Genomic DNA, 518 nt, shown 5'->3' with positions numbered 1-518 from the left:
GATGTCCTGCGGCTCGCTGAAGAAGGTGGTGGACCCCGTGCTGGCAGGGGGCAATTGGAGGACGGTGGCCGTGCACCCGAGTGGTTACCCGGTGTGGGTGGCGGGATTGGGGGGCAGGCTGGCGGTGAAGATGGACGCGACTTCAGCGTTCGTGAGTCACAGCGGGGATACGACGAACCGGTGTGGGCCGGCCGGAAACAAGCTGGACTGGCACGCGGCGTGGGTCAATCCCAATAATAGTAATCTTGTTGTGGTCGGCGAGGACGGCCATATAGGCGAGCACACCGGGAGCACCTGCTACCCTATCCAGTTCGACCTCCCTGGCAAGAACGACTACTTCTCAGGTGTTGTCGGGATCGGAAATCCAGCTCAGGTATTCGCAGCCTCCACCCTGGGCCACTTGTATGAGATTACAGGGGCGGCCCAGCGCCACGACTCACCCGGCCGGTACTGGGGGCTCCATGCGCTCGGCCAGGACGCACTGTTTGCGGTGGGTTCGACAGGAGAGTCGTCACCGC

Annotated in this window: 1 pseudogene; it reads left to right on the top strand. The window is 63.1% G+C overall.

From position 1 onward, the window contains the following. Positions 1-70 precede the first annotated feature (70 nt). A pseudogene (locus FMQ63_RS38310) lies at positions 71-518 on the top strand (hypothetical protein); the annotation flags it as partial.

It is taken from the genome of Myxococcus sp. CA005 (assembly GCF_006518205.1).
Lineage (GTDB): Bacteria > Myxococcota > Myxococcia > Myxococcales > Myxococcaceae > Myxococcus > Myxococcus xanthus.
Note: the sequence above shows the minus strand (reverse complement) of the source record. Positions and strands in the feature narration are given on the sequence as shown.